The organism is Marinobacter profundi, assembly GCF_002744715.1.
Classification (GTDB): Bacteria; Pseudomonadota; Gammaproteobacteria; order Pseudomonadales; family Oleiphilaceae; genus Marinobacter; species Marinobacter profundi.
Map to the genome: position 1 here is coordinate 1 of NZ_KZ319386.1, position 8,640 is coordinate 8,640.

An 8,640-nucleotide genomic window follows, 5' to 3' on the forward strand; every position below is an offset into this window, starting at 1 on the left:
AATGGTGCCCACGTTTACGTGCGGCTTGTTACGCTCAAATTTTGCTTTAGACATTCGACCAATCTCCCTAATCAACCAGGATCGTAACGTTGACCGGATAAAAATGGAGCTCATGACCGGAATTGAACCGGTGACCTCATCCTTACCAAGGATGTGCTCTACCGACTGAGCTACATGAGCATTAACCAAAAAACCAAATTGGAGCGGGCAGCGGGAATCGAACCCGCGTCATCAGCTTGGAAGGCTGAGGTAATAGCCACTATACGATGCCCGCGAGCAATTAGTGGTGGAGGGGGCTGGATTCGAACCAGCGAAGGCGATGCCGTCAGATTTACAGTCTGATCCCTTTGGCCACTCGGGAACCCCTCCGAGTAAGACTTGCAAATTCCGCAAACCTTTCAAAACTTAAAGTGGAGCTGGCGGACGGAATCGAACCCCCGACCTGCTGATTACAAGTCAGCTGCTCTACCAACTGAGCTACGCCAGCTCACATTCGCCTGTTCAGCGAGGGCGGTATACTACGGATTTTTTTCTGGCGTTGCAACACCTTCGCAACGCTTAATTTCAACCAACTCGAACTTTTGCTGGTATTCCGTAACAAACGCTTTTGCCGCCCCGGTACCCGGAGCAAACCCGGCCTCAAAAACGAGCGCGTAGCTTATCTGATTTCGGGGGAAAATTGCCAGCGTTGCATTGATATTTTGTGAAATTCTTTCGCGCTGGACCTGACGGGCCGCATCCAGCGATTCGAACAATCCCAGCGATATCGCATTTCGTCGCTCACCTTCGGTTACCAGATAGGAATCAATACCCTGCCGACGGATTTCACGAAACTGGCGTAACGCCTGCTCAGGGGACTGCGGAGGAATAATTACCCAGTGCAAGGGAGGCAGTTCGCGCGTCAACTCAACGGCCTTCACCCCCGTCGCCCCGGAAGGCGCTTCAGCCAGTGCGGCGGCAGTACTGTCGAACCAGCCCAGGGTGACACAATAGCCTTCTGCAACCGGAACCGGAGATAGCAAATTATTTGCTGCGGTCGGTAGCGGAGCATCCTGATCGCGATTTCCGGAATCCGTTTCCAGAGTGGGAGCCGGCAGCAGGGCTGCGGAACCGGCTGCCGATCGGGTTGGCCGCTCAGGCACGAGCTCCCCCCGAACGAGTTCCAGTTCCGTCACGCGGGGCAACCGGCCACCGGACTCCACCGGTTTTTCGGGCCGCGGCTCCCGGTGCTCTGCCAGGTACCATACGCCGACATTCAACAGCAAAAGTATCAGCGCGAAGACTCTCACAGCCCGTAAATCTCCTGGTCAATCGCGGCCACGCCCTCTAGCACAAGGTCGGGCAGATGGATAGCCGTGAGCCCGAGCGCAAGCAGGTCAGTGGCGTCCCCGCCAGTAACGACAATTTGGTCGACATTCCGCTCCAGCGCCTCCCGCTCAAGGCGCTGGACCATGGCCTGCCACATCCACCACAGGCCGTGGTGGACACATTCACTGGTGGCGCGACCCGGGGCAACACTGTGAAGCTCGTCCGCATCGAAGCCGACTCGTGCCACGTCCTGCCGAAGGCCCCGGAGCATCATGGCTTTACCCGGAAGAATATACCCCCCCCGATGGACACCCTGCGCAGTAACATAATCGACGGTAACCGCACTGCCGGCATCCACCAGCACAAAAGACCCGGCCAGTCGCAACCAGGCGCCGTACATACCATGCCAGCGATCCGCGCCCATGCGTTCCGGTGCCGCATACGAATTCCGCAAGCCCCCTCGCGCCGCCTCGGACCAGTGGAATCGGGGCACCAGGCCCGTCAGTTCCGTCAGTGCGCTGCTGAGCTCGTCCCGGCGGTCTTCGGCGATTACCGTCGTTATGGCAATGGCGCGCACTTGCGCAAGGATGGGAGCCAATGATTCTGCGAGTTCCTGGCGCTCCATCAAGCAAGCCCCCGATGCCGTAACGCGTTCGCCGGAGAGAACTTGCCACTTGAGCCGGGTGTTGCCGGCGTCGATCACCAGTTTCATGGCGCCGCCACCCGCAGGCTGATTTCGCCCGCACGGACTGCCTCGACACCGTCGGTCGATTCGATCAGGTAATTTCCCTGATCGTCAATGCCGCGACCGGTACCCGCCACTTCGCCCTGTTTCGCAGCAAGTTGGCGGCCGCTAAATATATCCCTGCCCTGCCAACGCTCCCGGAACGGCGAAAAACCACTGGCCGAAAATTCGTCGGCAGCTGCCACCACGGAGGTAACCAGAGCGGATGCAAGCACATTTCGCTGCCAATCCTGGCCCTCCAGTTCGCGGGCCAGGCTGGTCCAGGGCTGATCAACGTCCGGGGCAGCGGTCATGTGCACATTGAGCCCTACGCCGACGATAACCCTGACAACCCCCTCTTCCAGCTCACCCTGAAGCTCGACCAGTATTCCACCGAGTTTCCGGCCACTGCAGTAGAGATCGTTCGGCCATTTCAAACCAATATCCTGTGCCCCCGCCACCTCGAGAGCCTCGGCAATGGCCACCCCGAACACCAGGCTGAGTCCATCGAGCATGGCAAAGCCTCCGGGGAAGGTCAGCCCGAAACTGATGTAGATGTTCTCACCTCGGGGGCTTCGCCAGGGCCGCCCGCGGCGGCCACGGCCTGCAGTCTGGCAGTCGGCAATACAGACGGGGATGGTGCCCGGGGAGATCTCTGCCTGACGGCGAATAACTTCTGCATTGGTAGAGTCGACTTCGTCCAGCACGGAAAGGTCAACCCGCTGCCGCAGGTTCGAATCGAGGCGCTCCAGGACGGCGTTCCGGGATAGAAGGTCGACACGGGTCAACATCCGGTAGCCCTTGCCACGAATGGTTTCGATCCGGTAGCCCTGCTCCATCGCTTTCCTGACCTGCTTCCAGACTGCCGTCCGGCTGACAGCAAGCTGGTTGGCGAGGGATTCGCCGGAGTGAACCTGACCGTCGGCCAGCAACCCGATGACAAGATTGGCCTTCATTACCCGCCCCTGATTTGAAAAGGATCAGCGCGGATTAAACAACAGGCGCGGCCAAAAGACAAAGCAACCGCAGGATCCGGCTCCCACGACGCCGCACTGACGCCGCCGGTTTACGGCATCGGAGTTGCCGTCAGATTGGCCTTGATATCGAAATTCTGCATGCTCACGCCATACACCGCGGTCTGGGCGCCGCCCACCGGGTGGACCAGGTCAACATTGTTCACCGACAACTCGCGGAACCGGGCACGGGCGTTGACCGCAAACCCTAACGGCCGGCTCGCCAGTTCCTCGGGGCCTGGTACAGCAACGTAGCGATACCCTGCCGCCACCGAGGGGTCCATGATCTTCTCATCCCCACGGGCACCAACCACGCCCTGGGCATCAGCACCGTCGGACTTCTTGACGACCCGGGTCTGATACACGTCTACGGCAATATCTGTCTGGATACCGAAAGTATTGTCATCAGTCCCGTCGCCATCATAATCCCCACCGTCAGAGGTATGAATATCGTTCAACACCATGCGGGTTCCGCTGTTGCTGACTAACTGGCCAGAACTGTCAAGCTCGCGATTGGTTTCCCAGGTCAGGGCGTTGCGCCGCCCGCCGCTCTCGGCGCGGGCCAGGATCTGCTTGAGGCCGATGGTCAACCCCTCATCACCGCGGGTTTCCCAGCGCCCCCCGGATGCTTCACAACTGGCGGCGTCGGCGCCTGCGCCTCCGGCACAAACATCACCGGCACCTCCCGGGGAAATCACCATGCTACTGCCGGTTTCGTACTGCTCAAGGACAAATCGGCCAAAGCTGGCGCCCGAGTCCTTGTTACCGACCCGCAGGTTACCTACATCCATGGTACTCCAGGCTTCGCCCTGGACAACTTCAAGGCCGTTCTGGGTCACATCCACCGTCGCGTCACGCATGTGGGACTCGTAATTGAGGTCACTGATCCACAAACCCTTTTGCTCTGCCGGTCCGTCACCATCGTCGTAGGGTGCAGCAAGTAGCGCAGCCCGGCCATTCCGGATGCTCACATCCGAGTTGATGGTGATACCCTCCCCACTGGCACCCCCAGCCCCAAGCGTAAGCTGCCCATCCATCTCAAACTCATAGGCCGGATAGAAGCCCAGGGCCAGCAGAAGCTCAGTGCCCCCTTGCAGAAGGGCATCTTCACTGCCTACGCGCAAACCATTAAGCCGGTAGCCCGCCCTGACACCGTCAAAACCGATACGCAATCCATCATAGAATCGCGTGCCATTGAGCTCACTGTCACGGGTCACGTTGACGGTTATATCGCCCCGCCCCCAAGACTGCAGGCCGCTGAAAATGACCCGGTGGCCGTTTTCGGTATAGCTGATGTCTGCCCGTTGCAGGCTCCACTCGGTTGCCAGTCGCAGGCCCTGGGGGCCAGCATCGGGGTGACCGCCGCCCTGGAGGTAAACCACATTGGAATAGCTTTCGCCGCTGTAGACCGCATCTTCCAACAGGAAGCTCAAATTGACCGCCCCCAGGCTCTGCCCGTTGGCACCCATCTCGATCCGGCCGATCTTCAGCTCACCGTTCAGTCTGCCCAGTGTCAACGCCAGCGCATTGCGCCCCTGCCAGTCCGCGGCCACATCCATCCGCAGATCGACGACGTTCCAGTAGCCGCTGATGTCCCGCAGTGCCAATTGCTGCGCGTCGTCGCGGTAGATAAAATTGGCGCTATTGATAACGGTCTGATTGTCAATTCGCAGCCCCTCCCCGGAACGGCCGCCAGCTCGAATCGCGGTATTGCTGGACAGGTCAAAATCGCCGGCAAAACCGCCGTAGCTGGAAAGCAACTCACCTGACGCGATATCGCGACTGGCTCCATGATTCGCAGGGTTTCCACTGAAGCGAACAGCCCCGATGGAGTAACTGCCGATCAGCGAAGGGGCATATATAGCCAGCGCTCCATCAATGAGGTCAAGTGTTACCCCCGGAGCTTCAACGGTCATGGCGATGTCATCCAGAAATACTTCGTTGCCGTTGGTCCGATAGCCAAGGCGGCCATCCGTCATCGAGTAAGCCGAATCGAAATAGTAGCCACTGCCAGTGGCGCCCCCGGAGCGGATCCGCAAACTGCCTGCCAGGTTGTGATCAAAGAACAGACCGCCCATGCTGACACCGGGCGCCCCGGCGAGCCTGATATCACCGAACTCAATGCGACGGTCCTCCACGATATAATCCAGATTCAGGCTGGCATCGTCGGCAATGTCGATATTGATTAGATGCCGGGCCTGCTGGTTCGGGTTACTGGCGGCGCCAATGCGAAAGTCTTCCAGATAGATACCATTGCCATCATCAAAATAGGCTATCCGGTCTGCCGATGCGGTCAGCTCCAGTTCCATGGACAGCCCGCTCTGCCCCCTGATGGTAGCGAGTGCGGAGTCGTCCAGACTGCGCAACTCCCCCTGGGCGAGCAGTGGTGACAACCACAGTGCCGCAAAAATCGTGTAACGATAGCATTCCAGACCAAGTGCTCTGCTCATGACTGACATCCTTGTTCAGGGGGTCCCAGCAGGGAAAACCAACAGGTTTCCTTCCATAATGACGTTACCCTGCATTTCCGCCGAGATGATGTCGGTCTGCCGGAAACCGGGATCCGATGGGCGGGCCATGCTGCTGCCGGCAATTTTGAACCGCACATCATGGAAGCGGATCACATCCGGCAACCCCAACTCCAGGACATCGCCGTCGAACACCTCTCCGTCGCCACCAAAACCGGAGTTGATACTGCGAACCCGCAAGGTCAGACCTTCAAATGCAAAGTTTCCGCGTATTTCGTCGAGCACCATCCACCCCCCGTTTTCCTTGAGTTGATAGGCAAACCGCGCGCCGCACTTCTTGGCCAGCTCCTCACACGAACCGAAATAACTGTCCTCGACGGGCCCACCAAGCTCGTTGATACTGATATCGCCGGACAGGTAAATTCCGCCCTGCCCGGAAATGCCCGCCAAAGTGGCATCATCCACAGCGGTCATTTCGGCCTGAACCAACCCGGGAGCAATTATCGCCAGCAGGGCCCCCATCCCGATCGCGATATATTTTTTCTTCATTGGGCGAGATCCCTGGTACGAATTTCGAGGTGCTGAACCAACATGCCCTCAATCCGCGCCGGGCCAAAATCCCGGGTGCCGACAGAGAAGTTGCCGATACTCAGGCTTGAGCGATAATCCGGATTGCTGTAGTACTCCTGGTAGAAATCCCAGGTCTCCGGATTACTGCTTGCCCGCGTACCGTCAGCGCCGATGCTGCCGGGGACCGGTGCGTCAATGGCAGCCACCTCAATGACAAAATTTCCCGATCCATCGACATCAAAGAACATTGGCTGAAGGCGGTTACCGAGGGCCAACTCCAGAGCAAAATTGGTCATCTGGATACGCGTCCCACAACCGGAGCCTGTCTGGGAACAGGTATTGATCGACACCTCGGGAGAGTAGAAGTTGAGCCGGAACTGGCCGACCATCTGACGCCGGTCATTGTCACCCCACAACCGGAGATAGCTACCATCAATCACGGCACTCTGGGCATGAATATTGATATTGGCCGTACGATCCTCACCAACCGCCAGGTTCATTTGCATGCCGAGGTCCGGTCGCTCCCCCAGGTATTCGGCAGTCGCGGGACGGCTGGAACAGGGGCCACTGCCAGCCACGGCGTCAACGCCGAGGCAATTGAATCCGTGAGCCGGATCGATCAGTGTTGGTGCAGCAAGCTGCAATACCGCCCGATCCGCAATACCAATGGCGTTGCCATCAACAACGTCAACCGTATAGGGGTTCACCAACCGCCCCAGATTTACGGGGCGAAGGTTCTGGCCGTAATTACTACCTGCTCCGGAGATGTAGAGGTGATTTACCACAATTTCCACATCGCGGCCGTCCGAACTTTTCAAACCACCGATCTTGAAAATTCGGCCCTGATTACCATTTTCGTCCGGCACATCGGTTCCATGAGAAAATTTGAAGTTTTCAAGAACCAGCCCGATTCCCGCACCCGACACATCTGATAGCTCTGTTTCGGTGAGTCCGCGCAGTTCCGCAGTCACGACCGGCACCCACAGGCACACACTGACACTCATCAGCGCGCGGATTATCCATTGCACTTTACCTTTGGCCGACAGTCGCCCTGCAAACAGAGTCTTCATAGCAAACCCTCAGAAGAGGCCCCGGCCCCGGTCGATGTATTCGGTGCGGTAACGATCGGTGCCATAAAGCGCTTCGTTAAGATTCACTTCGGTTGCGCCATTAGGGATATTAAAAAAGGCACCTGATGTGGCACGCAGGAAGTCTTCAGGGGTCAGGTTGGTCTTGCTTACGTCTTCCAGCCAGTCCAGGTCCCGGGTCTGGAACGAGATAAAAGCACCACTGGCCGGACCGGTAAGCTGACGCTCTCCGTTAACCGTTTCGACTTGCCCCACCGGAAAACTGTTGTAGATATCCAGATCAAAACAGGAGTCGATTCCCAGAACCAGACAATCTTTGGCGTATACATAGATATCGCCACCCGGACAGCTCAGCAGGCTGCAATCGGGAATCTCGATCTCGGAACTGGAGCCCCAACCGATGAGGTTCTTGAGGGACCAGCGGGTAAAGGCATCGGCGTCCTTGAGAACGAATTTTTCACCGTCTGGAACACCAATGTATTCGGCGCGGACCGGGTCCAGCGATCCGATATTGGGGTCACCATCGGCCCCGCGCACCAATTGCGCACGGGTCTCCAGCGGACTTCCGCCGGCCAGCAACGGCGTCAGCAGGACAATAATCTGGTCGAAAAAGTTGCCTCCGGAGTTGGCATTTCCGAGCCCCTCGCCCTGATCAATGATGTCCACGTTGACGTTACCGGTCAGTGTTTCAATACGGCCAGAAAGAATGCCCATGGATTCGCCAAAACCGAGACGGAATCCGACAATCTCATTCGCGGCTTCATCGAAGGCGAACTCGAGGTAGGGATCCTGGATGGTAAAAGGGACGATTTCATTCTCGGCATAGACCGAACCGTCCGGCCTGCGCTGCCTGGGTGCTTCCGGATTGCGGTCGAAATAGGCCTGGTTATTGATATAGCCGAGCGCGAAATCTTCGATATAGACGTCAGCCGTGCCGGGTTTCTCTCCGGCTCGCTCATAGCTACCCAGCTCAAGGACATCAACGTTGGTCTGGATATCGATATCCATGCCAAGGTTGATCCGGGTATAGGATGTGGCTTGCGCCTGATCCGGGTGATATTGGCGGTCAACGGAAATGAATGCCTGACCGGTCACTTCTGACATGGCGGAGTCGGAAATAGGCTCAAGGTCGGCCAGGGCAGATCCACACCCGAGCATCGGCACAGTCAATAGCCAAGCGATACGCTTCATCATCACATCTCACTCAATACCGCCGTCGTACGGTAATTGTTATCGTTATTGCTTGTAGTGAGTGTCTCTGAATCGCTGGCAGTTGTTATTTTTTAGCCAGTCGGGATACAGATATTAACGCCGTTTACAGATTGTCACTGTGCGCGACGTCATGGTTTGCAGTTTTGACGGGGCTCGGGATGAACGGTGAGAGATAAGAGGTAAATAAAAGTTCGAAGCTGAAAATAAAAAACCCCAACATCTTTCGATGCTGGGGTTTCGGTATTAAGAGCCTGACG

The 8,640-nt window shown here is 57.6% G+C and carries 7 protein-coding genes and 4 tRNA genes; all 11 read right to left on the reverse strand.

The window, feature by feature from the left end; translation table 11 throughout:
* Window positions 1-104: 104 nt before the first annotated feature.
* Window positions 105-180 (reverse strand) — tRNA-Thr (locus tag CLH61_RS18135).
* A gap of 19 nt (window positions 181-199) precedes the next feature.
* Window positions 200-274: transfer RNA gene (locus CLH61_RS18140), tRNA-Gly, on the reverse strand.
* A 10-nt stretch (window positions 275-284) separates the two neighbouring features.
* Window positions 285-369 (reverse strand) — tRNA-Tyr (locus CLH61_RS18145).
* Window positions 370-411: 42 nt separating this feature from the next.
* A tRNA-Thr gene (locus CLH61_RS18150) sits at window positions 412-487 on the reverse strand.
* A 31-nt stretch (window positions 488-518) separates the two neighbouring features.
* The gene (locus tag CLH61_RS18155; RefSeq protein ID WP_099616107.1) at window positions 519-1,289 is read right to left on the reverse strand and encodes a hypothetical protein; all 771 of its coding nucleotides are present in this window, start codon (window positions 1,287-1,289) and stop codon (window positions 519-521) included.
* The gene (locus CLH61_RS18160; RefSeq protein WP_099616108.1) at window positions 1,286-2,020 is read right to left on the reverse strand and encodes a type III pantothenate kinase; all 735 of its coding nucleotides are present in this window, start codon (window positions 2,018-2,020) and stop codon (window positions 1,286-1,288) included. The genes CLH61_RS18155 and CLH61_RS18160 overlap by 4 nt, the downstream gene beginning before the upstream one ends.
* On the reverse strand, window positions 2,017-2,988 hold the full coding sequence (locus CLH61_RS18165; RefSeq protein ID WP_099616109.1) for a biotin--[acetyl-CoA-carboxylase] ligase: 972 nt from the start codon (window positions 2,986-2,988) through the stop codon (window positions 2,017-2,019). The genes CLH61_RS18160 and CLH61_RS18165 overlap by 4 nt, the downstream gene beginning before the upstream one ends.
* Window positions 2,989-3,098: 110 nt before the next feature.
* Window positions 3,099-5,495 (reverse strand): DUF6160 family protein, encoded by a 2,397-nt coding sequence (locus CLH61_RS18170; protein WP_211289148.1) that lies wholly within the window; start codon window positions 5,493-5,495, stop codon window positions 3,099-3,101.
* Between the two features lie 15 nt (window positions 5,496-5,510).
* Window positions 5,511-5,987: a hypothetical protein gene (locus CLH61_RS18175; RefSeq protein WP_099616111.1), complete on the reverse strand. Its 477-nt coding sequence runs from the start codon at window positions 5,985-5,987 to the stop codon at window positions 5,511-5,513.
* A 71-nt stretch (window positions 5,988-6,058) separates the two neighbouring features.
* Window positions 6,059-7,153 (reverse strand): hypothetical protein, encoded by a 1,095-nt coding sequence (locus CLH61_RS18180; protein WP_228152700.1) that lies wholly within the window; start codon window positions 7,151-7,153, stop codon window positions 6,059-6,061.
* Window positions 7,154-7,162: 9 nt separating this feature from the next.
* A complete protein-coding gene (locus CLH61_RS18185; RefSeq protein WP_228152701.1) occupies window positions 7,163-8,362 on the reverse strand; it encodes a hypothetical protein in 1,200 nt (399 codons plus the stop codon).
* Between the last annotated feature and the right edge of the window lie 278 nt (window positions 8,363-8,640).

What these genes read in the sequence shown, in the direction of transcription:
- CLH61_RS18160 (WP_099616108.1), bottom strand. Translation starts at nt 2,020, where the DNA reads ATGAAACTGGTGATCGACGCCGGCAACACCCGGCTCAAGTGGCAAGTT.
- CLH61_RS18165 (WP_099616109.1), bottom strand. Translation starts at nt 2,988, where the DNA reads ATGAAGGCCAATCTTGTCATCGGGTTGCTGGCCGACGGTCAGGTTCAC.
- CLH61_RS18170 (WP_211289148.1), bottom strand. Translation starts at nt 5,495, where the DNA reads ATGAGCAGAGCACTTGGTCTGGAATGCTATCGTTACACGATTTTTGCG.
- CLH61_RS18175 (WP_099616111.1), bottom strand. Translation starts at nt 5,987, where the DNA reads ATGACCGCTGTGGATGATGCCACTTTGGCGGGCATTTCCGGGCAGGGC.
- CLH61_RS18180 (WP_228152700.1), bottom strand. Translation starts at nt 7,153, where the DNA reads ATGAAGACTCTGTTTGCAGGGCGACTGTCGGCCAAAGGTAAAGTGCAA.
- CLH61_RS18185 (WP_228152701.1), bottom strand. Translation starts at nt 8,362, where the DNA reads ATGAAGCGTATCGCTTGGCTATTGACTGTGCCGATGCTCGGGTGTGGA.